The 24,925-nt window shown below is 58.1% G+C and carries 15 protein-coding genes and 1 pseudogene; 9 read left to right on the forward strand and 7 right to left on the reverse strand.

Features of this window, described 5'->3' with window-relative positions:
• The 4 genes and pseudogenes from rho to AC6FTP_RS01820 all read left to right on the forward strand — a co-directional run.
• A pseudogene (gene rho, locus AC6FTP_RS01805) lies at positions 1-321 on the forward strand (transcription termination factor Rho); the annotation flags it as partial.
• Complete coding sequence (locus tag AC6FTP_RS01810; RefSeq protein WP_497205191.1) at positions 318-1,466, forward strand: ribonuclease D; 1,149 nt, start codon at positions 318-320, stop codon at positions 1,464-1,466. The pseudogene rho and the gene AC6FTP_RS01810, both read left to right, overlap by 4 nt.
• 85 nt (positions 1,467-1,551) lie before the next feature.
• Complete coding sequence (locus tag AC6FTP_RS01815) at positions 1,552-2,796, forward strand: phenylacetate--CoA ligase family protein (RefSeq protein WP_497205192.1); 1,245 nt, start codon at positions 1,552-1,554, stop codon at positions 2,794-2,796.
• A 43-nt stretch (positions 2,797-2,839) separates the two neighbouring features.
• On the forward strand, positions 2,840-3,520 hold the full coding sequence (locus AC6FTP_RS01820; protein WP_497205193.1) for an ABC transporter ATP-binding protein: 681 nt from the start codon (positions 2,840-2,842) through the stop codon (positions 3,518-3,520).
• A 17-nt stretch (positions 3,521-3,537) separates the two neighbouring features.
• Here the strand turns inward: AC6FTP_RS01820 and AC6FTP_RS01825 are convergent, their stop codons facing one another.
• Positions 3,538-5,043 carry an exopolysaccharide biosynthesis polyprenyl glycosylphosphotransferase gene (locus AC6FTP_RS01825; protein WP_497205194.1) on the reverse strand — a complete coding sequence of 502 codons (1,506 nt, stop codon included), beginning with the start codon at positions 5,041-5,043 and terminating at the stop codon, positions 3,538-3,540.
• Between the two features lie 228 nt (positions 5,044-5,271).
• On the opposite strand from AC6FTP_RS01825, the gene trxA reads away from it, so the two are divergent.
• Positions 5,272-5,661, forward strand: coding sequence for a thioredoxin (gene trxA, locus AC6FTP_RS01830; protein ID WP_497205195.1), 390 nt, complete (start codon positions 5,272-5,274; stop codon positions 5,659-5,661).
• A 73-nt stretch (positions 5,662-5,734) separates the two neighbouring features.
• Here trxA and ftsH read toward each other — a convergent pair whose 3' ends face one another.
• Positions 5,735-7,834, reverse strand: coding sequence for an ATP-dependent zinc metalloprotease FtsH (ftsH, locus tag AC6FTP_RS01835; protein ID WP_497205196.1), 2,100 nt, complete (start codon positions 7,832-7,834; stop codon positions 5,735-5,737).
• 232 nt (positions 7,835-8,066) lie between these two features.
• On the opposite strand from ftsH, the gene AC6FTP_RS01840 reads away from it, so the two are divergent.
• The 4 genes from AC6FTP_RS01840 to AC6FTP_RS01855 all read left to right on the forward strand — a co-directional run bounded on the left by AC6FTP_RS01840 (position 8,067) and on the right by AC6FTP_RS01855 (position 14,805).
• Positions 8,067-9,380: an SHD1 domain-containing protein gene (locus tag AC6FTP_RS01840; protein ID WP_497205197.1), complete on the forward strand. Its 1,314-nt coding sequence runs from the start codon at positions 8,067-8,069 to the stop codon at positions 9,378-9,380.
• A gap of 171 nt (positions 9,381-9,551) precedes the next feature.
• Complete coding sequence (secA, locus tag AC6FTP_RS01845; RefSeq protein ID WP_497205198.1) at positions 9,552-12,794, forward strand: preprotein translocase subunit SecA; 3,243 nt, start codon at positions 9,552-9,554, stop codon at positions 12,792-12,794.
• A gap of 92 nt (positions 12,795-12,886) precedes the next feature.
• Entirely contained in the window at positions 12,887-13,984 is a 1,098-nt protein-coding gene (locus tag AC6FTP_RS01850) for an aldose epimerase family protein (RefSeq protein ID WP_497205199.1), read from the forward strand.
• Positions 13,981-14,805: a PP2C family protein-serine/threonine phosphatase gene (locus AC6FTP_RS01855; protein ID WP_497205200.1), complete on the forward strand. Its 825-nt coding sequence runs from the start codon at positions 13,981-13,983 to the stop codon at positions 14,803-14,805. Before AC6FTP_RS01850 ends, AC6FTP_RS01855 begins: the two co-directional genes overlap by 4 nt.
• On the opposite strand, the gene AC6FTP_RS01860 is transcribed toward AC6FTP_RS01855, so the two are convergent.
• The 5 genes from AC6FTP_RS01860 to AC6FTP_RS01880 form a co-directional block, all read right to left on the reverse strand.
• Positions 14,806-15,948: a cysteine desulfurase family protein gene (locus AC6FTP_RS01860; RefSeq protein ID WP_497205201.1), complete on the reverse strand. Its 1,143-nt coding sequence runs from the start codon at positions 15,946-15,948 to the stop codon at positions 14,806-14,808. It abuts the gene before it with no gap.
• 115 nt (positions 15,949-16,063) lie between these two features.
• A complete protein-coding gene (locus AC6FTP_RS01865; RefSeq protein ID WP_497205202.1) occupies positions 16,064-19,150 on the reverse strand; it encodes a PVC-type heme-binding CxxCH protein in 3,087 nt (1,028 codons plus the stop codon).
• A gap of 169 nt (positions 19,151-19,319) precedes the next feature.
• Positions 19,320-20,582, reverse strand: a complete 1,263-nt coding sequence (gene bioA / locus AC6FTP_RS01870; RefSeq protein WP_497205203.1) for an adenosylmethionine--8-amino-7-oxononanoate transaminase — start codon at positions 20,580-20,582, stop codon at positions 19,320-19,322.
• 25 nt (positions 20,583-20,607) lie between these two features.
• A complete protein-coding gene (locus AC6FTP_RS01875) occupies positions 20,608-21,939 on the reverse strand; it encodes a response regulator (protein WP_497205204.1) in 1,332 nt (443 codons plus the stop codon).
• 10 nt (positions 21,940-21,949) lie between these two features.
• Positions 21,950-24,820, reverse strand: a complete 2,871-nt coding sequence (locus tag AC6FTP_RS01880; protein ID WP_497205205.1) for a response regulator — start codon at positions 24,818-24,820, stop codon at positions 21,950-21,952.
• Positions 24,821-24,925: the final 105 nt, after the last annotated feature.

Here is a 24,925-nt window from a genome sequence, read left to right on the forward strand (position 1 = left end):
TTGACGATTATCGCATCTGCTCTCATTGAGACAGAAAGTAAAATGGACGAAATTATCTTTGAGGAATTTAAAGGTACAGGAAACATGGAGGCTACACTTGATCGAGAAATCTCTGAGCGCCGCATCTTCCCTGCTTTGCATGTGCTGAAATCGGGTACGCGTCGTGATGATCTGCTTTATCATCCGGATGAATTCAGGCGCGTTACTGCAATCCGGAAGCAACTTGCCTCAGTGCCAGCAGTCGAAGCTATTGAAATGCTCATTCGTAATATTGGACGCACAGGTAACAATGCGGAACTTCTTCTAACAGGCCTGAAATGAGCGAGGCATCTCTTGAGCAAACTGTTATCAAGCGTGACTTTGAGTTTATCTCGACAGCAGATCATCTGGATCGCTGGATTGAAGAAACTCAGCTTCATCTGGAGGCTATTGGTGAAAAGCGTGTATGCCTTGATACTGAGGCCGATTCACTTCATCACTATCATGAAAAGCTGTGTTTGCTACAAGTGGCTTGTGGAGGGCGATTTGCTCTCATTGATCCTTTGGCGATTGCGGATGTGACTCCGATATTCAGGCTGTTAGATCGCTATGAACTTTGGTTTCATGGAGCAGACTATGATCTTACAATGCTTCGTCGATCATATAATTGGGAACCCCGCTTGATCCGTGATACACAGATCGCTGCACGTTTGGCGGGATCTCGTCAATTTGGTCTCGCTGCTCTATTGCAAAGCGTGCTTGGAATCACGATCTGCAAAGCTCCCCAGAAAGCAGACTGGAGTCGTCGGCCACTTCCAGAACATATGCTTTCTTATGCAGTGGATGATGTTCGTTATCTTCTTCAGGTGGCTGATCATTTTTTGGCTATCTTGCGAGCCAAAAACCGTATGTCCTGGTTTGAGCAGAGTTGTCGTTCTCTGCAGGTGGATGTCGCAGAGCGCACAATTGCGCCACGTGACGATCCTTGGCGTGTCCAAGGGAGCGGGCGCTTAAATTCCAAAGGTCTGGCTATTTTGAAGGCGATGTGGGAGTGGCGGGAAGGCATCGCCCAAGAGAGAGATATTCCGTGTTATCGTATCATGTCGAACAAGCAGATGGTCGCCTATGCTGAGCATTTCGAATTAGGAGGTGTCATGCAGCCACCTGGCGGGTGGCGACCACGTTGGAAAAAGGAATTTCACGAGCTTGTTGCCGCGGTTTTCCGGCTGGGGTTGGAGAATTGGCCTCAACGACTGAAGAAAGCCAAGAACCGTATGTCTGAGGCGCAGCGGGAGGCTGTTGACAGGCTATGTTCCAGGCGAGATGAAATCGCTCAGGAGTTGGACGTGGAAGGCAGTTTGCTAGGGTCACGTAGTGAATTGGAGTTGCTTATTATTGCCCCTGACTCAGCTAGCCCTTTGATGAATTGGCAGGATGAGATCATCCGGCCTATCTTGGCTGAAGCCAGTTTATCTGCCGCAATTTAAGCAGAAACGAACTCTGGGTTCTTGACCCACTTCGCGGATTCGCCACCACTATGCTGTGTCTTCGGAGTTTCCGTTTATTGACCGAGTGCAGTTGCGTGACATTCAATGGAGCAAACTGCGCTCTATCATCTTCCTTCTGGCCACGAAGGAAGGCTTATATTCGTGCAAGTTTCGCGAGTATGACATTCGCGTTACATCGTTAAGTCAGATGGATGATCTGGTTCGTGAAATGCCTTTCACGACAAAAGCCGAGTTATTAGCAGATCAATTGAGTTACCCTCCTTTCGGCTCAAATTTAACGTTCCCATTAGAACAGTACACGCGTTTCTGTCAGACGAGCGGCACGAGCAGCGGACACCCAATGGCGTGGTTGGACACTCATGATAGCTGGGAAGTGATGTTGGTTTGCTGGAGACGTGTGTTTGATGGGGCCGAACTGGTGAAGGGGCAGGAGCGTGTCTTTTTCGCTTTCTCCTTTGGGCCATTTTTGGGATTTTGGACTGCTTTTGAAGCAGCTGCTCGTGATTATTTAGTAATACCTGGGGGAGGGCTATCTAGCCAGGCACGTCTGGAGATGATGGCTCGTTTTGGTGCCACGGTGCTATGTTGTACTCCAACCTACGCATTGCGTCTGGGCGAACTGATCGGTGAGAGCAGCGGCATCGAACGCTCAGCTTTGCGGGTAAATAAAATTCTCGTCGCTGGTGAACCTGGAGGGTGCATCCCTGAAGTGAGGGCTCGAATCGAGCGTCTGTGGGGTGCCAGAGTCTATGATCACCATGGGATGACGGAGGTTGGCCCAGTGAGTTATGAGATCACTCCTTATCCGAGTCGCCTGATCGTGATGGAAGAGTCTTATTGGGCGGAGGTCATTGACCCACAATCGGGACTGGAAGTTCCTGAAGGTGCATTCGGAGAACTTGTGTTAACCACGCTGGATCGTCTGGCCTGTCCTTTGCTACGATATCGTACTGGTGACTGGGTGAGAAAGGGGATACTTGGGGGGCGATTGGTTTTGGATGGGGGCGTTCTCGGTCGAGTGGATGAAATGGTGGTTGTGCGTGGCGTGAATGTGTATCCTAGCGCGATTGAGGCGGTCGTACGCCAGTTTCCTGAGGTGATCGAATTTATGGTGGAGCAAAAGAAGCTGGATGCGATGGACGAGATCGAACTGCTGATCGAAGCTCCAAGCGATGTGTCGAAGGGTTTGCTGAAGAATCTTGAGTCTCGGCTGCGTGATACTTTCTCGCTGCGCATCCCAGTGCATCTTGTGCCCGACGGCAGTCTGCCCCGACACGAGTTTAAAGCGAAGCGCTGGCGTAGAGTGTGATGCTGCGCTTAGTCTGCCAGTGAATTCATCTCCATCCGGTTCCATGTCTTTGATCACCCTTCGCCAGATTTCCAAATCCTACCGCGAGCCTGGTAGCAGCAATATTGTGCCAGTACTGCATAACATTTCTCTGTGCATTGAGGCGGGGGAGTCTGTGGCGATCGTGGGGCCTTCGGGCTGTGGAAAGAGCACTCTGCTCAACATTTTGGGAACACTAGACGCGCCTGACTCGGGGCAGTATAGCTTTGACGGTGAATCTATCGCCGACTGTAGCCCATCACGTGTGGCAGCCCTGCGGAGTGAAAAGATCGGCTTCATCTTCCAGCTCCATCATTTGATGCCGCAGTGCAGCGTGCTGGAAAATGTGCTGTTGCCGACGCTTGCCTTGCAGAGGCGCGGATCATCGAGTGTTGTGAAGGAGAGAGCGGAGGCACTGCTGAAAGATGTGGGACTTCAGGACCGGCTCTCTTGGAAGCCTGCCCAGCTTTCGGGGGGGGAACGTCAGCGGGTGGCTGTAGTGCGTGCGCTTATCAATGAGCCGAAGCTCATTCTTGCTGATGAGCCTACGGGGGCTCTGGATGAAAAGAATGCCGAGTCGCTGACGTCACTCCTGGTGGATCTGCAAAGGTCCACAGGGGTAAGTCTCGTGCTGGTGACGCACCATCCTGTCCAGGCCGTTCGCATGGGGCGGGTGCTGAAAATCCATGAGGGGCATCTTGTGTGAGGCGGGGCGATGCCTGCTTAATAGGCGTTGTCGCGCTTGAAGAAGGTGAGAAACATAATCTGGAGATCCAGCATAAGGCTCCAGTTTTCGAGATACCAGAGGTCGCATTTGATTCGCTCGCTCAGATCGGTGTCGCCACGCAGACCTTTGATCTGCGCCCAGCCGGTCATGCCAGGCTTGGCTGCATGACGGGCATTGTAGTGGGGGATCTCGTGCTTGAAGCTGGCGATCAGTTCGGGCCTTTCTGGTCGAGGCCCGACCAGACTCATCTCCCCCTTGAGCACGTTCCAGAACTGCGGAACTTCATCAATGTTCCACCGCCTCATGAAGGCACCGATACGGAGGCGGCGCTGATCATCCCGGGTGCTCCATTGAACTCCATCAGCTTCTGCATCGAGTTTCATGGAGCGAATTTTAATAATGTCGAAGGGCGCTCCGTTCATGCCCCAGCGGCGCTGGTGGTAGAAGATTGAGCCTGGCGACTCCAGGTAAACGATGGTTCCAAAGATGGCGATCAAGGGGGCGCTAACCATGAGTCCAAGCGTGGCTCCAATGATGTCCACCGCACGCTTCAGCATCACATTGAGCGTGCTGTCCAGCGGAAGGCGATTGATACCGAGCACAGGGGTTCCTGCGATGGTTTCCAGCGAGAGGCCGGAGACGAAAATGCGAAAGACGGATGGCGCGAGTTTAAACTGAATCATCTCACGTTCGCAAAAGTTGGCCAGTTCCACGAGTTGTTCCCGAGGCAGGTCAGCGACGATGACCATGTCCACCTCATGACGGGCGATAACGCGTTGGATATCCTCCACATAGCCGACGAAGGGAATGCATGCAGTCATTGAATCGTTATGCCGGGTGCCCGAAGCGTCGACCCAGCCGACGAGATTAAAGGCGTGGGCACGGTCCTCGCTCAGGGTGCGCCAGAGACGCTGAGCGTCCTCATTCCAACCGACAAAAAGGGTTCGTTGCTGGAGGGTTTCGATACGGCCTGGAGAATGAAGAAAGCTGTCAAAAAGCCATCGCCATCCGAGAAGCAGGAGCAGTGAGCATGCCCCATTGAGCGCTACATAAACACGGGAAATCGAGGGCTCCAATTTCAGAGCAAGGGAGAAAGAAAGGAATCCCAATGTCCAGATCAACACAGCCCTTGCGATGCGGGATGCGATCCATCGATTTCTCAGCAACACACTGCGATGGTAGAGCCCCTGCCAGCCAAGAGCGAGAAGCAGGCTGAGTGAGCCTAGCGCCATGTGACCGGAATATTGACGGAGCTCGATAGTCGAGGCGACGCCGAACTCGCGGATGATTGAGTGAAAGCGCAGCCAATATGCAGCATGCTCAGCACAGAAAATCATGATCAGATCACCCAAGATGGAGACGAGAACCCAAAGGTGCATACAGGGCAGGGCGCGCTGCTTGAGGACGCGCTGCTCCTTCAGCTTGTCCAGCATATTGCCAGTGATAGGGCCGGGGCTGGTGATCAAAACGTGATCTGGTTTGAGGCTGGGTTTTGGCTGCATGGTCCTGAATTTACTATAAATTATGGTAAATTAAGAATATGACATGGTTATTTTCTGAAAAATGGTCGGGAGGCATTCTTTTTTGAGACGCAATTTCGGAGCCTGGCGTGCATTCGGCGTTCCTTTGGTTAAAAGTGCCTTTGGAGGAATGGCGCCCTATCCTGAAAACCTTGGGCGGGCTCCAAATAAACTCATTTGGCAGATGACTCGGCTGTGGGAGTGTACTGCATGAAGACTGCAAACCTCGGACTCTGGCTTATCGGTGCTGTTTTGGCTTGGGGCGGCTGGATCGTTGTGGATATGTCGCGCTCAAGCCAAAGTTCAGGGAGTTCTTCGATCTCTTTGGTGAAGAGTTCGACGGTGCCTGTTCTTGTAGAGTTCTACGCTGACTGGTGCGGTCCCTGCAAAATGGTTGGGCCAGTGGTCGAACAACTCGCCCAAGAAGTGACAGGAAAGGCCCGCGTGATCAGGATCAACGTCGATGAGCAACGCGCGGCTTCGAGCGAGCATGGCATTCGAGGTATCCCGACTTTCATTGTCTTTAAGAATGGCAAAGAAGTACGGAGGGAGGTCGGAGCCATCCCGAAACAGGTGATGGTTGATATGCTCGGACTGTGAAAGCCGACGCCACGGGATCATGGAAAAGGGGCGGCAGATACCGCCCCTTATACAGTCACAACAGGACTTGGCATCAGGTCGGAACACCAATCAAGCCGCCTGGCAGACCACCTATCTCGTCATCGTCCTGAGTGACTGGCCGTGATTCAGTGGCCTTGGGCACGGGCGGTGGCTGGGGGGGCGGTGGTTTGGTGTCCGGGGGATTGATCAGACGACCATGCTCCATGATTTCTTTGATATGGCTGCCGTCGAGCGTTTCGTATTCGAGGAGGGCGTGGGCGATGGCATCGAGCTTGTCCTTGTGCTTGAGCAGGATGGCTTTGGCGTGGGCATAGGATTCGTCGATGAGGCGCTTGACCTCCTCGTCGATTTTTTGGGCTGTGTCTGGGCTATAATTGCTGCTGCCACGCCCCATGAAGGTGGCGCTTTCGTTCTCACCATATTCGATCATGCCGAGTTTGTCGCTCATGCCCCAGGAGCAGACCATGCTGCGGGCGATGCGGGAAGCCATGCGGATGTCTCCGCTGGCACCATTGGTGACATCGCCAAACTGGATTTCTTCCGCCACACGCCCTCCCATTGCGACGACGAGATCGTCGAGGAGTTCGCTCTTACGGTTGTTGTGTTTGTCCTCCTCAGGCAGCCACATGGTGGAGCCTAGAGATGGGCCGCGTGGGATAATGGTAACTTTATGCAGCGGGGAAGTGTGCTCCAAAAGTTCGATGAGAATGGCGTGGCCAGCCTCATGATAGGCTGTGTTTTCCTTTTCCTTCTCGCTGAGCGCCATGCTGCGGCGTTCTCGGCCCCAGCGCACTTTGTCCCGGGCTTCTTCAAGTTCCGGGCTGGTGATGGCTTTCAAATTTTTGCGTGCGGCCAGCAGGGCAGCCTCGTTGAGAAGATTGGCCAACTCGGCACCAGAAAAACCGGGTGTGCCGCGGGCGATCTTTGACAGGTCAGCGCTTTCGGCCAGCTTCACTTTGCGTGCATGGACGCGCAGGATTTCCTCGCGACCTTTGACGTCGGGAAGGTTCACGGTGACTTGGCGGTCAAAGCGGCCTGGGCGGAGCAGGGCGGGGTCGAGGACATCGGCTCGGTTCGTGGCGGCGATGATGATGATGCCTTCCTGGGTGTCGAAGCCATCCATTTCGACAAGCAATGCATTCAGCGTCTGCTCGCGTTCATCATGTCCACCGCCCATGCCGTGTCCGCGATGACGTCCCACGGCGTCGATTTCATCAATGAAGATGAGGCAGGGGGCGTTCTTTTTGCCCTGCTCGAACATGTCGCGCACGCGGCTGGCGCCGACACCAACGAACATCTCGACGAAATCGGAGCCGCTGATGCTGAAGAACGGAACGTCGGCCTCCCCTGCGATGGCTTTGGCCAGCAAGGTCTTGCCTGTGCCCGGGGGGCCGGTCATGAGAACGCCTTTGGGAATCTTGCCACCCAGCCGCTGGAACTTCTTCGGGTCTTTGAGGAATTCGACGATCTCCTGAACTTCGTCTTTCGCCTCTTCGACACCGGCTACGTCCTTGAAGGTGACTTTGTTTTTGTCCTGGGACATCATCTTCGCTCGGCTCTTGCCGAAGTTCATGGCTCCTCGTCCGGCGGTCTTGATCTGCTGGCGCACGAGGAAGAAGATCAGCACAAGCACCAGCAGGATGGGCAGCATGGAGACGAGCACAGCGCTCATTTGATCGTTATCGTATTTTGGCACGAGGACGAGATTGTGTTTCGTCAGCAAAGCCTGCAGCTCCTCCTTTTGATATTGGATGGAAACCGGCACGTTGAACTTTACGTTGTTCTTTTTGGCGAGCGCGGGGGGGGGCGCTGTGGGCTTCGTTTCAGGTTCGGAGGTCGTTTCCTCGGGTTTTAGACCGACCTGTTCAGTGAGTTTGCTGCGCAGCGCGTAACCTTCGATGATCTCGGCATTCGTTGTGTCCTTCTGAATCAAAACCAGGTCCATGTCACGGTCGATAAGGTTATCCTCAACGAGCTTTTTGAAGTCCTTGTAGGTGATGTTTTGCGCACGAGTAGCCTCTTTGCCCACGACGAGGGCGGAGCCGACGAGCAACACCACGACAGAAAGGAGAAGAAAGCCCTTCCAATTAAACTGCGGCTCTTGGTTGCGCCGGTTTGGGCCATCGTTGCGAGGGGTTGGGTCGTCTGACATGTTGGGAAAGTGGGGCTGGGTAGGGGATTACGTCGGGCGACCCTACACTCCGCGATTTGTTTTTGCAAAAGAGGTTTCCACGCCTGTTTGCGGTGATGGCTTGAAGTTCAAGAGTGACTCAGGTCCATCAGCCGGAGTATGCACTGGGATTGAGGGGGCTTGAATCCTGGGCATTCGTCAGCTGTCGTGGCTTGCATTTGAGCCTGACCTCATGGTAAACCCGCCATTTGCCATGCGAAAATCCCCCCGCTGCCTGATCCTGCTCGCGCTCGGCTTTGCCTGCTCGTTTTCCTACGCTGCTACCCGCTCGTGGACGGACTCCAACGGGCGGAAGGTGGAGGCGGAGTTTTCCGGGATGAAGGGGGACAGTGTGCTGCTGAAGCTGGCCACCGGCCAGACCGTCCCCTTTCCCCTGGCTCGGCTGAGTGGTGAGGATCAGGCCTTTGTGAAAACTCTGGGTGGTGGTGGCGGCGGCGCTCCTGCGGCCTCCGCTCCGGCTCCAGGTGCTTCGGTGGATGCGAAGCGCGTGCCTTTGGAAAAGCGCACCTGGCCCGAGGCCGTGGTGGTGCCAGCGCGCTCCATCGAGATCGCCGCCACCACGGAAAATGTGGCGGAGCGGAAGTTTGTGTATCAGTCCGAGGCCTTCGAGTTCACCTCGCAGGCCAAGCTGGCGGGTAGTGTGATGAAGGAAGTGGCGCGCACCTTTGAGGCCACTCGCGTTCTTATCGACTCCCTCCCCTGGGGCATCGTCTGCCGTCCGCCGGAGGGCAGGCCACGCTTTCTCGCAGCTCTTTATGAGACGCGGGCTGACTACATCGCTGCTGGCGGGCCGGAGATGTCGGGTGGGGTTTACAGCAGTGGAGACAAGATTTTCAAGATCCCTTTCCCGAGCCTCGGCATGGAGAAGCGTGGGCAGACTTATTTCAAAGATGACAACTACAGCAATGGCACCCTTGTCCACGAGATCACCCACCAGTTGATGGACGACTACCTCGGTTTCCTGCCGAAGTGGGTCATCGAAGGCACGGCGGAATACACGGAAATGCTCCCCTACAAATCCGGCACCTTCCGCGCTGAGGCCCACAAGAGTGGCATGAAAGAAGACACCGACCTCTGGGAAAAACGCGAAGGTTTCAGCCTCGCGATCCCGAATCTGGAGCAGATGATGACGATGAACCGCGACCAGTGGGACGCCGAATGCTCCACCTCCCAGAAGATGCGGGACATGTATCACCGGTCGCAGCTCCTGGTGTATTACTTCTGTCACCTTGATGGCGAGGGCAAAGGCACCCGCTTCATCCAGTTCATGGACGCCGTTTATGGTCAGGTGGCCGAGTTGCGCGCCTTTTTTGCCGATCCACGCGTGAAGCGCATGGACGGCGGCCGCTTTTCCTATCCGCAGGATTTCCCCCCGCCGGACATGAAGGCTGAGACAGCTCCCTTCAAGCATCTCCAGCTCCTCATTGGCGAACGCCCGTATCCGAAACTAGCCCAGGAGATCATGGACGGTTACAAGTCCATCGGGGTGAAGGTCGTGGTGAGGTGAGGGCGGAGCACACCGTCTCAGGTTTCAAGTTTCAAGTTCAGGCGATTGCCCCCTGAAACCTGGAACGAGGAACTCGAAACGCGCCCTCAGGGAGTCCCGCCTTGCCAAAACTCCCATCCCGTCCACTGTCACGCCCCCTTTTGCGGCAACTTTCGCCCCCATTTCCCTCTCATGTTTGACTGGATCATCAAAAAAATCATCGGCACCAAGAACCAGCGCACCGTCAAGCGCCTTCAGCCAGTCGTGGCCGAGATCAACCGCTTCGAAGCACAGCTTCAAAATGAATCCGATGACGCACTGCGTGAGCGCGTGGCACGGTGGAAGGCTGAGTTCCGCGCCTTTCACACACCGAAATTCCTCGGCGGCGTGTCCCTGCGCATTGCTGATGAGCAGGCAGTGGACGAGTGCCTGAAGCATGTGGCCGGTTTTTTTAGTGCGCTTAAGCCGCACTTTCCCGGCCTAGACGACAGCTACCTCGCCGAGAGCGCCTGGAATGGCGTCAGCCTGGACGACAAAAAGGCCCGTATCGACAAAGCGCGCGATGCCTGGAACGAGATGCAGCCGAAGTTCGCGGCCATCGAATCGAAGATGCTCAACGACATCCTGCCTGAAGTTTATGCAGTGGTGAAGAACACGGCGCGTCGTCTCTGCGGCCAGGAGCACATCGTCTGTGACACTCCGCTGAAGTGGAACATGATTCACTTCGACGTGCAGCTCGTCGGCGGCGTGGCTCTGCATCGCGGGATGATCGCTGAAATGGCCACGGGGGAAGGGAAGACGCTCGTCGGAACCCTGCCAGTGACTTTAAATGCACTCACCGGACGCGGCGTGCATGTCATCACGGTGAATGATTACCTCGCCCGACGTGACTCAGAGTGGATGGGCTACCTCTACAAGTTCCTCGGCCTCACTGTCGGCTGCATCCAGAACGATCAGCCGAGCAACATCCGTGCGCAGCAATACGAGTGCGACATCACCTACGGAACGAACAGCGAGTTCGGCTTCGACTACCTGCGCGACAACGGTATGGCCTCCCGCAAGGATCAGCAGGTGCAGCGCGGCCATTACTTCGCCATCGTGGATGAAGTGGACTCCGTGCTCATCGACGAAGCCCGCACGCCGCTCATCATCTCCGGCCCCGTGGCTTCGGCGGAAAGCAATCATCAGTTCGAGCGCTACAAGCCACTCGTGGACCAGCTCGTCCGCCGTCAAAACACGCTTTGCAACAGCCTCGTCTCCGAAGCCAAAGCACTCATGGAGAAAGGCGAATCCGAAGAAGCGGGTCGCAAGCTCTTCCAGGTCAAACTCGGCCAGCCAAAGAACCGTGGCCTCATGCGCTGCATGGAAGAACCCGAATTGCGCCGAGCCATCGAGAAGGCCGAGCTGCGCACCTTTGAAGACTCGCAGAAGAAGGAACTCTTCGCGCTAAAAGAAGACCTTTTCTACTTCATCGAAGAGCGCACGCATGACGCCGACCTCACCGAGAAAGGCCGCGAGTTTCTCAATCCCGATGAACCTGAAGCCTTCGTGCTGCCCGACCTCGCCACGCTTTACTCTGAGATCGATGGCGACAAGACCACGACCGACGCGCAGAAGCTCGCGAAGAAGACCGAGCTTCAGGATCGACTCTCTTTCCAGGGCCAACGCATCCATCAGATCAGCCAGCTCCTCCGCGCCTACTGCTTGTATGAAAAGGACGTAGAATACGTCGTCGAAGAAAACAAAGTCGTCATCGTGGATAGCCAGACAGGCCGCAAGATGCCAGGACGCCGCTGGAGCGATGGCTTGCATCAGGCCGTGGAAGCCAAAGAAGGCGTGCAGATCGACGCCGAGACGCAGACCTACGCCACCATCACGATTCAGAACTACTTCCGCCTCTACATGAAGCTGGGCGGCATGACTGGCACCGCTGAAACCGACGCGGCCGAGTTCCATGACATCTATGGCCTCGACGTGCTGACCATCCCGACCAACCAGCCCGTCAAGCGCGTCGATCAGAACGACAGCATCTACAAAACACGCCGCGAGAAGTACAACGCCGTCATTGCTCTGATCCACGAGCGTCACGCCAAAGGCCAGCCCATGCTCGTCGGCACTGCCAGTGTGGATGCATCTGAGACCGTCAGCCGAATGCTCAAGCTGCAAAAGATCCCGCACGCGGTCCTCAACGCCAAGTATCACCGCCAGGAGGCCGAGATCGTGGCCCGTGCCGGTCAAAAAGGTGCCGTCACCATCTCCACGAACATGGCCGGCCGAGGCACCGACATCAAACTTGGCGAAGGCGTCGCCGAACTCGGCGGCCTCATGGTCATCGCCAGTGAACGTCATGAGTCACGTCGCGTGGATCGCCAGCTCCGTGGACGCTGCGCCCGTCAGGGGGACCCCGGCGAGAGCAAATTTTTCCTCAGCTTCGAAGACGACCTCATGCGCAACTTCGGTGCCGCCGAGCGCATGACGAAGATCATGGAGCGCTTCGGCATGGCCGAGGGCGAAGAGCTTCAGCATCCCTGGCTGAATCGCAGCGTCGAGACCGCACAGAAGCGGGTCGAGCAGCGCAACTACGTCGGCCGCAAACGCGTGCTCGAATACGACGACGTGATGAATCAGCAGCGCGAAGTCATTTACGAACGCCGTAACGACGCCTTGGAAAGCAACGACCCGCGTCTGCTCGTCAACGACGCCGTCGAACAAGGCATCCGCGACCGCCTCGCTGATTTCCTGCCCAGCGAGAAAGGTAGCGACTTGGAGCCCGACTACGAAAACCTTCTCCAGTGGCTCAACACCACCTTCCCCATCGGCCTCCGCGAGATCTCCGATGAATTTAAGGCGCTCGACTTTGAAGGTCAGGCCGCCTGGGTGAAGGAAAAAGTGCTCCAGGCCTACGACATGAAGCTGGATGGCTTCCACCCCGAGATGGTGCAGGAAGCGGACCGCCGCATCATGCTCAATGCCATCGACCGTCTCTGGCAGGAGCACCTCCTCGCGCTCGATGCGCTGAAGGAAGGCGTCATGCTCCGCACCTACGGGCAGAAAGATCCGCTCATCGAGTTCAAGCAGGAGGCGTTCTCGATCTTCTCCGAGCTGATCCGCAGCATCAATGCTGAGGTCCTGCACAACCTCTTCAAGAGCGCCAACGAACTCATCGCCTACCACCAGATGCAGATGGCGCAGATGGCCCAGTTCTTCCGCGACAACGGTCTGCCCGTCCCTGGCAGCGCTCCTGCCCAGCAACAGCCGAAGGAAGAAGAGAAGCCCAAGCCTCATGACGCCGGTCGTGAAGGTCCAAAGCTCATCCTTCCGAGCGCGACTCCGCAGCCCCAGCGCAAGGCGGTGCCAAGCAACATCGGCCGCAACGACCCATGCCCATGTGGCAGTGGGAAGAAGTTCAAGCAATGCTGCGGCCGCCTCGCTTAATCAGCGGAGTGAATTTGCAACGCTTGGACTTTAGGCTTGTCGATCTCGGGCACTTCTGAGAACAAGAAACCGAGACCGATCCGCCACCCACCATGAAAACCTGCGTTCTCGCTGCTTTGCTCATCGCCATGACTGCTCCCATTCACGCCACCGTGACCTCCGAGGTTTGGGGGAAATCGCCTGCTGGCGATGAGGTGCAGCTTTTCACCCTCAAGAACTCGAAAGGCGTCGAGGCGCGCATCACGAACTGGGGCGGCATCATTGTCTCGCTGAAAGTGCCGGACAAAGCAGGCCAGTTTGCCGATGTCGTGCTCGGCTTTGATTCCCTCGCCCCTTATCTGGAAAAGCATCCCTTCTTCGGTGCCATCACCGGGCGCTATGCGAACCGCATCGGCGGGGCCTCCTTCAAGATTGATGGCGTGGAGTATCCGATCACGGCGAACTCGGGCAAAAATCACATTCATGGTGGCAAGGTCGGCTTTGATAAGCAGGTCTGGAAAACCACGGTGCTCGCTGACAAAAACGCCATCGAGATGCGCTACACCAGCGCAGATGGTGAAGAAGGCTTCCCCGGCAAGCTCGACAGCATCGTCACCTACACACTGACGGAGTCGAACGAACTGCGCATCGACTACCGCGCCACCACGGACAAGCCCACGGTCATCAACCTCACGAACCACAGCTACTTCAACCTCGCGGGTGAAGGCAGTGGCGACATTCTCGGGCACGAGATCATGATCCCAGCGGATCAGTTCACCGCTACGGATGACAATCTGATCACGACAGGTGAACTCGACAGCGTGATCGGCACCCCGCTCGACTTCACCAAGCCACACCTCATCGGTGAACGCATCAGTGCGGACTACAAGCCGCTCGTGCAGGGCATCGGCTATGATCATAACTATGTCCTCAAAGGCACCGGGCTGCAACTCGCGGCCCGATTGAAGGACCCAAAGAGCGGCCGCGTCATGGAAGTGCGCACCACCGACCCCGGCGTGCAGCTTTACAGTGGCAACCATCTCAAAGGCGTGAAGGGCAAGTCCGGCCATGTGTATGAAAAGCGCCACGGGCTCTGCCTGGAGACGCAAAAGTTTCCCGACAGCCCGAACAAGCCTCAGTTCCCAAGCCCCGTGCTGCGCCCTGGTGAGACTTACGAGCACACCACCGTCTTCCAATTCTCCGCCGAGTGACCGCCACCGCACCGACCGCCCTCCTTCCAGCCTTCACCGAGGCTCAGCCCTTTGTTCAGGAGCAGGATTTTTCAGCACGCCAGTATCGCGGTAAGCGCGAAAACCAGGAGGACTACTACGCCTTCGCCGATGCCGCCGAATCGGGTGAGCATTCGCTCCAGCGCCTGCTTCTCGTGGTTGGTGATGGTCTCGGTGCACACGCTGGCGGCAGTGTCGCCAGTTACATTGCGGTGAATGCTTTTGTGCGTGCCTTTCACGAGCATCCTGGCAGCCAGAGCTTCCGCCTGCGCACGGCGCTGGACACGGCCAATGAAACCATCGGCATGATCACCGCTCGCATGCCCTCCATCGCTCCGCCCATGGGCACGACGATGCTCTCCGTGCTCGTCTCTCGGGAGCGTCTTGAATGGATCAGCGTCGGTGACTCGCCGCTCTTCCTCTACCGCGCCGGGCAGCTTCATCGTTTGAATGCTGACCACTCGCTCACTCCCATCATTGAAGAGCGCGTGAAGCAGGGCCTGCTCACGCCTGAAGAGGCGGCGGTGCACCCCGAGCGTCACACACTGCAAAGCGCCGTGCTCGGCTACCCGATGGCTCTCATCGACTTCCCGCCTGAGCCGATGCAGCTCAAGTCTGGCGACATCGTCATCGCCGCGAGCGATGGCATCTTCACCCTGGAGCACAAGGCACTCGAAGAACTGCTCAGCTTTGGCAAACACACCACGGCGGACAAGATCGCCGACGCCATCCTCTTCGCCATTCGCCGCATCAATTTTGACCGTCAGGACAATGCCACCGTGGGTGTGGTGAAGATCAGTTGATCAGGCCAGCACGCCCATCTGCTCCGTGAGATGTCGCGCTGCTCGGAGGATTTCATCCGCTGCTGCCAGCACTTCTTCGCGAGTGTTCATGCGTGAGATGGAAAACCTCAGCGTGCTCGATGCATGAGCCGCGTCATATCCCATCGCCTCCAGGACATGCGAGGGATGCAGCGACGCCGTGTGGCAGGCTGATCCGCCGGAGCACTCGATGCCGCGCTGATCAAGCAGGATGATCATCCCTGCCGAATCCACACCGGGCAGGCAGAGGCTTGTGGTGTTCGGCAGACGCGGAGCCGATGCCCCATGCACCAGTGCTCCCGGCCAGTCAGCGAGCAGACGTGCTTCAAACTCATCCCGCAGTGCTTCCAGTTCATGCGTGTCATGGCTGGCTGCGAGTTCTGCTGCCTTTCCCATCGCCACGATGCCCGGCACATTCTCCGTGCTGCTGCGTCGTCCCGATTCCTGGCCTCCGCCGATGAGCAGGGGGCGAAAAGGCGCGCGCCGATTCACAAACAAAGCTCCGCAGCCTTTCACCCCATGCATCTTGTGGGCGCTCAGACTCAGGTAATCCACAGGCACGCTCGTCATGTTCAGCGGCAGCTTGCCAGTCATTTGCACGGCATCGGCATGAACGAGCGCTCCAGCCTCATGCGCCAGCGCCACGATCTCTGCCATCGGTGACACGACACCGGTTTCGTTGTTCGCCCAGATTATGGAAACCAACGCCGTCTTCCCCGGCTCCAGCGCAGCTTTCAGAGCATCGAGCTGAATGACGCCATCGGCATCCACGGGCACTCTTTTCACCCGACCTCCACGCTGCTCCCAGCGCGCTGCGCCTTCCACCACGGCGGCATGCTCCACCGTGCTGATGATCAGCAGCGGACGCTCCGGCCATTCCTGCTGGGCAAAGAGAAGTACACTCGCAATGCTTTCTGTGGCTCCACTGGTGAAGATGATCTCCTCTGGCTCCGCTTTGATCAGCGCCGCCACCTGCCCGCGTGCCTTTTCCAGTGCCCGCCTTGCCCGGCGTCCCGAGGCATGGCTCGATGACGCATTGCCAAAGTGCTGCGTCAGAAACGGCAGCATCGCCTCCACCACCGCCGGGTCAGGCGGAGTCGTGGCATTGGCGTCGAGGTAAGTCATGACGCAAAGTAGAACGAGTTTCTAACTCGTAAACTGGTGCCGCGAGATTCCATCTCGTGGAGTCGGCGGGTTACAAACCCGCCGCACCAGTGTACGACTTTCAAAGTCGTTCTACTTACTCCACCACCATCTCGCCTTTCATGACGAGCCAGTGGCCGGGGAAGGTGCAGATGTAGGGGTATTTGCCTTTGGCGGTCGGCGCGGTGAAGCGCAGCACCTCGCGGTCGCCTTGGTTGAGCATTTTGGTTTTGTGCAGGATCTTGGGGGAGTCGGGGATGAAGCCTTTGGCGAAGCCGTCGGGCGTTTTGGCCATTTCGTTGCCGGCCAGGCCGACTTCGTCCGCCGCGCCGGGCTGAACGATGAGGAGATTGTGCGGGGTGACGTCGGGATTTTCGAAAATGAGCTTCACGGGGGCTCCGGGGGCCACCTTGAACTCGCGCAGGCCGTAGAGCAGGCGCTCGGGGATGGTCTTGATGGTGATGGTTTGCAGGCCGGGTTGTGCGTCGAAGGGGTTCGGCGGCTCGGGCTTCTTCTTTTTCGCCATGAGGGCGGGTTTGGTCGGCTCGCTGTCTTTGAGGAATTTTTCGAGTTCGGGATGCTTCTGCATGAAGGCGGTGTTGCCCTTCCAAAGCGGCTGCAGCGTGTGGCTGTCGAGCGAGGTGCGCAGCGCATAGGTGAGGTAAGGGTCCATCGGGTGCTTCAGCAGATCGAGCGCGGCCTCCAAGGCCTCCGGCGTGCCGATGTAACTCGCCGCGATGGCCGCTTCGAGGCGGACGAGGCCGCTGGCGTCGTTGGCGGCGGCTTTGAGATGCTCGATAAAGCGTGGCACATCTTGAATGAGCCATCGAAGGTCACGAATTGCCGCTGCACGAACTCGTCCCTGCTTGGAATTCAGAAGAATCTCAATCAATGAGCCAGTCATTCCATCACCACCTGGAAATGAACGCATCATCCAGCGCCACAACCATAAGTGTTCAAGCAGCACACCCTCTTCACTTGGCTTTAGTGGCCCCTTAAATTCGCTCATGAGGGTTTTCATGAGCTGTTCTCCCAACTTGCGAAGTTCACCCTCATTCGATGACATCTCCCTCAACTCGACCTTCGCCCGATACCGCGTGCGGTAGTTCTCGCTCATCAACAGGTCGAGCAGTTCGTGGATGCTCGCTCCGGCGATTTTCGGCGCTTCTTCGAGGGGCTGGGCTTTGGCGGTGATGCGCCAGATGCGGCCGGATTTTTTGTCGCGGCGGGTGTCGCGGAGGGAGTATTGGGCGTGGCCTTTGACGGGGTTGTACCAGTCGGCGATGTACATCGCGCCGTCGGGGCCTTGCTGGATGTCCACGGGGATGAAGCTGAGGTTCGTGCTCTGGAAGACGATGCCGACTTTCTTTTCCTCGAAGTGCGTGTCGTGCTCCACCCACTCGTGCAGCTCGACCTCGTTGGTGGGCTTGTAGCGCACGCGCATGAAGTGTTTTTTATCGCGCAGGTCTTTGGGCCAGTGGCTGCTGGTGAGGAATTCCTGGCCGCAGGTGCCGCTGTAAGCTGGAAAATAGTTGCCGGCGGGGATGTGGATGTCCGGATAGGGCGCATTGAGCGCATGCACGGCGCTGGCGAAGACGGGATGGCTGCCGACGTGGAAGCCCCAGTCGTCAAAGGTGATGCCCCAGGGGTTCGTGCTCATGTAACTGCCAAAGGCGAGCAGGCGGCCGGTGGCGGGGGTGTAGCGGAAGAAGCTGCTCTCGCGGGCGCGGACGGGGCCGTAGGGCGTCTCGACCTGGCTGTGATGGAAGATGCTCTCGCGGAAGATGAGATCGCCCTCGGGGCTCCAGACGAAGTCGTGCAAGGCGTGGTGGCTGTCCTCGGTGCCGAAGCCGGTGAGGAGTTTTTCGCGGTGGTCGGCCTTGCCGTCGCTATCGGTGTCTTTGAGGAAGGTCAGATGCGGCTGGTCGGAGACGAAGACGCCGCCATTGCCGAACTCAAAGCTGAGCGGGATGGCGAGCTTGTCGGCCCACACGCTGCATTTGTCCGCGCGGTGGTCGCCGTTGGTGTCTTCGAGGATGAGGATTTTGTCCTGCGGAGCCTCGCCGGGCATGATTTGCGGGTAGGTGGTGCTCGTGCTGACCCACAGGCGGCCTTTGCCATCGAAACGAATGGCGATGGGCTTCACGAAGAGCTCCGGAAAGTCTTCCTCGGAGGCGAAGAGGCTGACTTCGAAGCGTGGGTCGATTTTGAAGGCCTTCAGTTCGTCGGCGGGAGAGACCCATTCGTTGATGGGGCGGTCTCCGGTGATGACGGGGAGGGGGTCTGTGGTTTTGTCGTCTGGGGGGACTGGATTGACCGGAGTGACTGGATTGACGGCGGTGGCCCAAATGGCCTCGTCGCGAGCTTCGGTCATTTGGAGGAGTTTTTTCAGCTCGCCGGGGAAGTTCACGACGCCGTAGGGCTCCATGCGGCCGCCTTTGATGTAGTAGTAGTTCAGCGGGCGGTAGTGCTGGAAGAACTTGTCCTCCTTTTCGACGACGGCGGCGCGGACGGCTTCGTTGAGCTTCGGCGGGGTTTCCTGCGTGAGCTGGTTGTAGAGACGCTCGGAGAAGACGGCGTAGCCTGCGCGATTCAGATGGACGCCGTTGGTGGTTTGCGGTTCGCTGTTCTCGGTTCTCAGTTCGCTGTTGAAGACATCCGCGATGGCCACGTTTTCGGCGGCGGCGACCTTTTTCATCGCGTCGGTGTAGAGCTTGATTTGAGCGTTGAGATGCTCGTGGGGCTTTTCGGCGGCGGTGGGGCTCACGAGGACGATTTTCGGCTCGGAGGTGCCGTTGTAGCGATGGCTCTTCAGCTCAATGAGGAAAGCTTTCAGCAGCGTCTCGAACTCGGCGACGCCCTTTTCGCCTTTGAAGCTCTCGTTGAAGCCGAAGGCGGCGAGGATGACGTCGGCCTTATGCTCGGTGAGGTGCTGATTCAGATCACCGAAGCCATCTGGGCGGGGGCGGAGGGACACTTCATCGGCGGACCAGCTGAGGTTGCGGAAGACGAGCTTCTCTTGGGCGAAGTGCTGGTGCATGAGCGCCTCGAATTGGCCGTCGTCGCGCATGCGATCGAAGAGCGAATTCCCGATGAGGGCGATGCGGGTGCCGGGTTTCAGTTCCAGTGGGAGCTGGGCGGAGGCGGAAAAAGCAACGAAGAGGAAGAGGACGAAGCGCTTCATGGAAAAGATTGTGGCAGAGAACGCTCGCAGAGGCATCGAACTCGCGAAGCGTCGTGGAGTGCGGCGGCTGTGACGCCGCTTTCGAAGGCCGAGGGAGTGATGAGCTTACTGGTGACGTCGAAAGCGGTGTCGCGCTTCGCTTGCCACCGCACTCCACGACGCTTCGCGACTATCGGCATGCTTCTTCGATGCCGAAACGCAGCGCCTGCACCATGCGGGTCATTTCGTCGTCGGTGACGGAGAGGGGCGGCATGAGGACGAGGGTGTCTGCGATGGGGCGTGTGAGCAGGCCGTGCTTTCTCGCGGCGAGGCAGGCTTTGACGCCGCGCAGCTCCTCGGGCGGAGACGGGCCGATTTCGATCCCGGCGATGAGTCCGCATTGGCGGATGTCGATGACTGCCGGGAGATCGCGCAGGCTTTGCAGAAGTTCGGTGAAGTGGGCGATTTTGACGTGGAGGTGGTCCATGACGCGCTCCTCGCGAAAGACCTGGACGCTGCCGAGCGCGGCGGCGCATCCGAGTTGGTTGGCGGTGTAGCTGTGGCCGTAGTAAAAGGCGCGACCGGGGCCGATGAAGCCATCGAAGACGCGCTCGGTGGTCATGGTGGCGGCGAGCGGGAGATAGCCACCAGTGATGCCTTTGGCGAGACAGAGGAAGTCGGGGACGACACCTTCTTGCTGGCAGGCGAACATGCTGCCGGTGCGGCCGAAGCCGGTCATGACTTCATCGAGGATGAGGAAGATGTCTCGCTCGCGGCACCAGGCGCTGAGCTGAGCGAGCATTCCTTTGTGCCAGAGCCTCATGCCGGCGCTACCTTGGATGAGCGGCTCGATGATGACGGCGGAGAGGTGGGAGACTTGGTCATCGGTCAAGAGGTCAAGGGCGTCAAGAGTGGGGACGCGCTGCACGCGGTAGCCGAAGTCGTTGCCACTGCCTTTGAAGATGGGAATGCCGCCGACGCTCGCAGCGCCGAGGGTATCGCCGTGATAAGCGCGGTCGAAGGCGAGAATCGTGTCGCGTTCGGGGTGCGCGTTTTGTTTCCAAAACTGGAGGGCCATGCGAATGGCGGACTCGATGGCGGTGGAGCCGTTGTCGGAAAAGAAGACGCGGCTCAGAGCGCTGCCGGGCATGAGATCGACGAGCTGTTTGCCGAGCTGGATGGCGGGCTCATGCGTGAAGCCGAGGAAGGAGGTATGCGCCACGCGATCAAGCTGCGCGTGGATGGCGGCGGTGATCGTCGGATGGTTGTGGCCGTGGATGTTGGTCCAGATGGAACTGTTGCCATCGAGATAGTCGCGTCCGTGCTGATCGGTGAGGGTGCAGCCTTTGCCGGAGACGAGCATCAGCGGCTCATGCTCTTCGGCGCACCATGCCTGCATGGGGGTGAAGGGATGCCAGAGGTGGCGTTTTTCGAGCGTGATCAGATCGGGCATGAGCAGGGCAGGGGGGCTGTGCAGGTCACAGGTACTCCACCATCCCGTCATGCCCATGCAGCACCTCGATGGGGCAGTCGATCTCGTTGAGGATCTGGCGCGTGAGGTTGAGCTTGTTGTCCAGGAAGGTGTCGTCGTGCGCGGGGTCGTGGTGGAGGACGATCCACTTCTTCACGGCGGCGAGTTTGGCCAGGACGCAGGCGTTGGCGAGGTTGGAGTGTCCCCAGCCGATCTTCTTGCTGTACTCGGGGGCGAGGTACTGCGCCTCGTGCAGCATGAGATCAACGCCGGTCAGGAACTCAACCATGGGTTCCTGTGGAATGACGAGCTCATGGTCTCTGCCGATGTCCTGGGGCGGGCCGACGTAGCCATGCAGGAATTCGTTGTCCGGCACATAGGCGATCTTTCGGCCCTGATGCTCGATTTTGAAGGCGACGGTGGCTCCGGGATGATGGGTGAATTCGCGGGTGACTTTGATGTCGCCGATGAAAATGGGCTCGTCGTCGAGGAAGCGGAAGTTGAGCTTGGCGCGCAGGTCCTCACGCTGGATGGGGAAGTAGTCGCGGTCCAACTGGCCGCTGAGCAGGGCTTCGTGGTTTTTACCGAAGCCGCGCTCGCCGTAGATGGTGATCTCGTAGCCGGGAATGTAGATGGGCGTGAAGAAGGGGAAGCCCTGGATGTGATCCCAGTGCGTGTGGGTGATGAAGAGATGCAGGTGTCGCGGGCCGCCGGAGAGGAGGGAAAAGGCGAGTTCACGGATGCCTGAGCCTGCATCAAAGACGAGATGATCATTCCCGCAGGCATACTCCATGCAGGAGGTGTTCCCGCCATAGCGCACGTAGCGCGGGCCTGACACCGGGATGGAGCCGCGTGTGCCCCAGAGGACGATGCGGGCGCGCGTGGCCTCCAAAGTGGGCGCATACATCGGCGCAGCAGCTTGAGGTGCTGGGGCTTTGTGAGAGGCGATGTCACAGAACTTGTGAAAGCAATGATCCACCTTCTCGGCGAGGGTGTCGTGATCGAAGGGCTTGATGATCACATCCGCGATGCCGAGTTCCCGGACGTGCTTCATTTCGGTGCTGAAGTCCTTGGCCGTGCAGATGATGACGGGGAGATCGGCGGTCTCCGGGTTGCTCCGCAGGCGCTTGAGCACCTCGACGCCATTCATGCGCGGCATCATCAAATCCAGGATGACGAGGTCGGGCTTGTGCGCAGCGATGAAGGCCAGGCACTCCTCCCCATTGGTGGCCACTTCCACCTGGTAGCCACGGCCTTGCAGCACATGCGTGATCCGCATCGAGATGGCACGGACGTCCTCGGCGACGAGAACTCGGGGTTGGGCGGAAGTTGTCGGCATGAAGGGAGACTTAGAGGTGTTTCAGAAACTCCTCAAGAGCCACCGTCAACCTTGTCATCTCCTTTTCCGCCACCGCGAGCAGGCTGCCTGCCTTCTTGAGTTTGCCCGCGCGAGTGCTGTCCGTGAGCAGGGAAACAGCTCGGAAAGCAGGTGTGGCGGAGTAATTCCCCACCATGCCTTTGAGGGAATGCGCGGCGTGATGGAGAGCTTCGGCATTCCGCTGGGTGAGCGCCAGACGTGCGTCGGTCATCAGCCTGGGGGCGTCTTCGAAGAAAACCGCGATCAACTCCCGCATGAGCGCGTCATCGCCGATCGATGCCCTGAATGCCTCGGCATCGAAGGACGCTGCGGCATCGGCCTGGGGTTCCTGGGGCTGAGGAGCCACGTCAGTCACAGACTCGCGCAGCGGATGCAGGTCGGCATACTTTTCGATGATGGCATACAGATGGGCGGAATGCACCGGCTTGGAGATGTAGTCGTCCATGCCAGCAGCGAGACATTGCTCGCGGTCGCCTTTCATCGCATTGGCCGTCATCGCGATGATGGGCACATGCTTCCCTGAGGAGAGTTCCCGCTGGCGGATGATCGTCGTCGCTTCGTAGCCGTTCATCTCAGGCATCTGGATGTCCATGAGGATGGCGTCGAAGCTGGTCGTCGCCAGGATGTCCACGGCTTCGCGACCATTGGTGGCGAGGGTGACCGTATGCCCCCGATCCTCCAGCAGCTTCATGGCGACGATCTGATTCACGCGGCCATCCTCCACGAGCAGCAGATGCATTCTTCCTGGGCTCAGGGAAGCAGGCGCATCTTTGGAAATGACAGACTTGTCTTCGTTCGTCGCGCTGCCGAACACGCGCGTGATGGCATCGAGCAGGTCAGATGGCTTCACTGGCTTTGTCAGGAAGCGTTCGATACCGACCTCCGCAGAGTTGGTGTTTTCTTCAACTTTGTTGCCGGAGGAGAGGATCAAGATCTTGGGCGCCTGCTCTCCGAGACGTTGATAGGCCTGACGCGCGACCTCGATACCATCCATGTCAGGCATCATGTAGTCCATGAGCAAAAGTCTGAAGGGCGTGGATGCGTTCTTTGCATCTTCGAGGATTTGCAGGGCGTCCGGCCCACTGGCAGCCAGCGTGGGTTTCATGCCCCAGCTCCTGACCTGCTGCTCCAAAATCGTGCGGTTGGTCGAGTTGTCATCGACGATGAGCACCGGCAGATCGTTCAGCGTCTCCGGCATCTGGCGGGCGGCGGCAGGCTTTGGCGAGCCGAGATTAAACAAGGCGGTGAAGTGAAACACGCTTCCCGTTCCTGGTTCGCTCTCCAGCCAGAGCCGCCCCTTCATGAGTTCGGCAAGCTGGCGCGAGATGGTCAATCCCAGGCCACTGCCACCGAAGCGGCGCGTGGTGGAGCCTTCCGCCTGAGTGAAGGATTCAAACACATCCTCCTGCTTCTCTTTCGCGATGCCGATGCCGGTGTCCCTCACCGCCACATGCAAGACCACCTGATCTTTGGTCAGTGTCTCGACTTCGATCTCCACCACGATCTCGCCCTGCGCCGTGAATTTGATCGCGTTGCCCACCAGATTGATGATGATCTGCCGCAGGCGGGTGAGGTCGCCCACGAGACAATCCGGGACATCGGCACGGACCTGGTAGGCGAGTTCGATGCCCTTTTCCGCCGAACGCACGGCGAGGGACTGCAGCGTGTCTCCGATGGAGTCGCGCAGATCAAACTCATACCTTTCCAGCTCCAACTTGCCCGCCTCGATCTTGGAAAAATCCAGGATGTCGTTCAGCACGGTCATCAAAGAATCCGCTGACTGCCTGACCAGACTCAGGTAGCCGCGCTGATCCGCCGTCATCTCGGTATTCAGCAGCAACTCGGTCACGCCGATGACACCATTCATCGGTGTGCGAATCTCATGGCTCATGTTGGCCAGGAAGGAACTCTTCGCCTTGTTCGCCGCCTCTGCCGCCTGTCTTGCCTCGGTCAACTCAGCCTCGATCTGGATGCGGGAGGTGATGTTTCTTGCGGCGGCATAGATCTCTGAGCCATCGCTGTTCGGAGCGGCGGTCCACTCGATCCAGAGGTAATGCCCGTCGTGGTGCAGGTAGCGATTGACGAAATTGACGACGTTCTTGCCGGACCCCAGATCCACCATCACCGCAGCGGTTTTGGCCTGATCCTCGGGATGCACGAACTCGGCGAAGGGCTTGAGGAGGAGTTCTTCTTCCGAATAGCCGAGGGTGGTGCAGAACGCAGGGTTGATGCGCTTGAAGTAGCCGTCCATACCTGCGATGCAGAGCATGTCCAAAGCCACCTGGAAGAAGGGGCCCAGGCCTTTGCTGGCCTCCTCCGCTTCATGTTTGGCTGCCAGCAATTCACGCTCAGCCTGCTCACGCAGAGCCATGGTGCATTCGAGTTCGGCTTTCTGGGCGGCAAGGGTGTCGTTGGCGCGTTGCAGGGCTTCCTCGGCTTCCTTGAGCCGGGTGATGTCCTTCGAAATGCCGCAGGTGCCGATGATCGCGCCCTCGGCATCGCGCAGCGGGATTTTGTCCACCAGTGCCCAGCCGGTGCGGCCATCCAGCAGCAACTTCTTCTCTTCCTTGCCGGTGACGGGTTCACCTGTCTGCATCAGGCAGTGTTCGTCATCCAGCGCGGCTTGAGCCAGAGGAGCCTCGAAGAAATCGAAATCGGTTTTGCCGATGACCTCGTCTGGATTTTGTGCCCCCAGATATTCCGCCTCCGAGCGGCTGACCAGGATGAAAGCACCTTCCTTGTTTTTGAAGTAAATCCGATCGGGAATGTAATCCAGCAGACAGCTCAGAAGCTGGTGGCGAGCCTGGAAGGTGCGGAGATCGGTGAGGGGCGTGGGTTCCATTCCGCGTCTGTCAGTGAGTTGCTAGGATGAGTATCGTGGCAGTAGGGAAAGGCGTTCTGTCCCATTAAATGGCAGAAGCCCTGGGCAAGCCACTAGATTTTCGTC

The organism is Prosthecobacter sp. (assembly GCF_044378005.1).
Lineage (GTDB): Bacteria > Verrucomicrobiota > Verrucomicrobiia > Verrucomicrobiales > Verrucomicrobiaceae > Prosthecobacter.

What these genes read in the sequence shown, in the direction of transcription:
- AC6FTP_RS01810 (WP_497205191.1), top strand. Translation starts at nt 318, where the DNA reads ATGAGCGAGGCATCTCTTGAGCAAACTGTTATCAAGCGTGACTTTGAG.
- AC6FTP_RS01820 (WP_497205193.1), top strand. Translation starts at nt 2,840, where the DNA reads ATGTCTTTGATCACCCTTCGCCAGATTTCCAAATCCTACCGCGAGCCT.
- AC6FTP_RS01825 (WP_497205194.1), bottom strand. Translation starts at nt 5,043, where the DNA reads ATGCAGCCAAAACCCAGCCTCAAACCAGATCACGTTTTGATCACCAGC.
- trxA (WP_497205195.1), top strand. Translation starts at nt 5,272, where the DNA reads ATGAAGACTGCAAACCTCGGACTCTGGCTTATCGGTGCTGTTTTGGCT.
- ftsH (WP_497205196.1), bottom strand. Translation starts at nt 7,834, where the DNA reads ATGTCAGACGACCCAACCCCTCGCAACGATGGCCCAAACCGGCGCAAC.
- AC6FTP_RS01840 (WP_497205197.1), top strand. Translation starts at nt 8,067, where the DNA reads ATGCGAAAATCCCCCCGCTGCCTGATCCTGCTCGCGCTCGGCTTTGCC.
- secA (WP_497205198.1), top strand. Translation starts at nt 9,552, where the DNA reads ATGTTTGACTGGATCATCAAAAAAATCATCGGCACCAAGAACCAGCGC.
- AC6FTP_RS01850 (WP_497205199.1), top strand. Translation starts at nt 12,887, where the DNA reads ATGAAAACCTGCGTTCTCGCTGCTTTGCTCATCGCCATGACTGCTCCC.
- AC6FTP_RS01860 (WP_497205201.1), bottom strand. Translation starts at nt 15,948, where the DNA reads ATGACTTACCTCGACGCCAATGCCACGACTCCGCCTGACCCGGCGGTG.
- AC6FTP_RS01865 (WP_497205202.1), bottom strand. Translation starts at nt 19,150, where the DNA reads ATGAAGCGCTTCGTCCTCTTCCTCTTCGTTGCTTTTTCCGCCTCCGCC.
- bioA (WP_497205203.1), bottom strand. Translation starts at nt 20,582, where the DNA reads ATGCCCGATCTGATCACGCTCGAAAAACGCCACCTCTGGCATCCCTTC.
- AC6FTP_RS01875 (WP_497205204.1), bottom strand. Translation starts at nt 21,939, where the DNA reads ATGCCGACAACTTCCGCCCAACCCCGAGTTCTCGTCGCCGAGGACGTC.
- AC6FTP_RS01880 (WP_497205205.1), bottom strand. Translation starts at nt 24,820, where the DNA reads ATGGAACCCACGCCCCTCACCGATCTCCGCACCTTCCAGGCTCGCCAC.